Consider the following 255-nt stretch of genomic DNA (forward strand, 5'->3'; position numbering starts at 1 on the left):
TTGCGAAGACGATTGGGTGCAGTCGGTTCGTCTTCAACCATTTCCTTGCAAAATGGAACGAGCTGTACGAAAGCTCGGGCAAAGGACTGAGCTACAATTCCTGCTCCGCTCAACTGACCGAACTAAAGAAAGAAATCGACTGGCTAAGAGAAGTGGATAGTATCTCATTGCAATCGGCGTTACGTCATCTCGATGATTCGTTCAAGTGTTTTTTTAGAAAGCAGAACAAGGCTCCACGCTTCAAGTCGAAGAAGA

Annotated in this window: 1 protein-coding gene; it reads left to right on the forward strand. The window is 45.9% G+C overall.

What is annotated here, in order from left to right; all coding sequences use genetic code 11:
* Window positions 1-11: 11 nt before the first annotated feature.
* Window positions 12-255 (forward strand): helix-turn-helix domain-containing protein (locus ACYQ4S_RS12830; RefSeq protein WP_459771570.1); only part of this gene is annotated, 244 nt, incomplete at its 3' end.

The sequence above is a fragment of the Alkalibacterium sp. s-m-28 genome, from assembly GCF_054658175.1.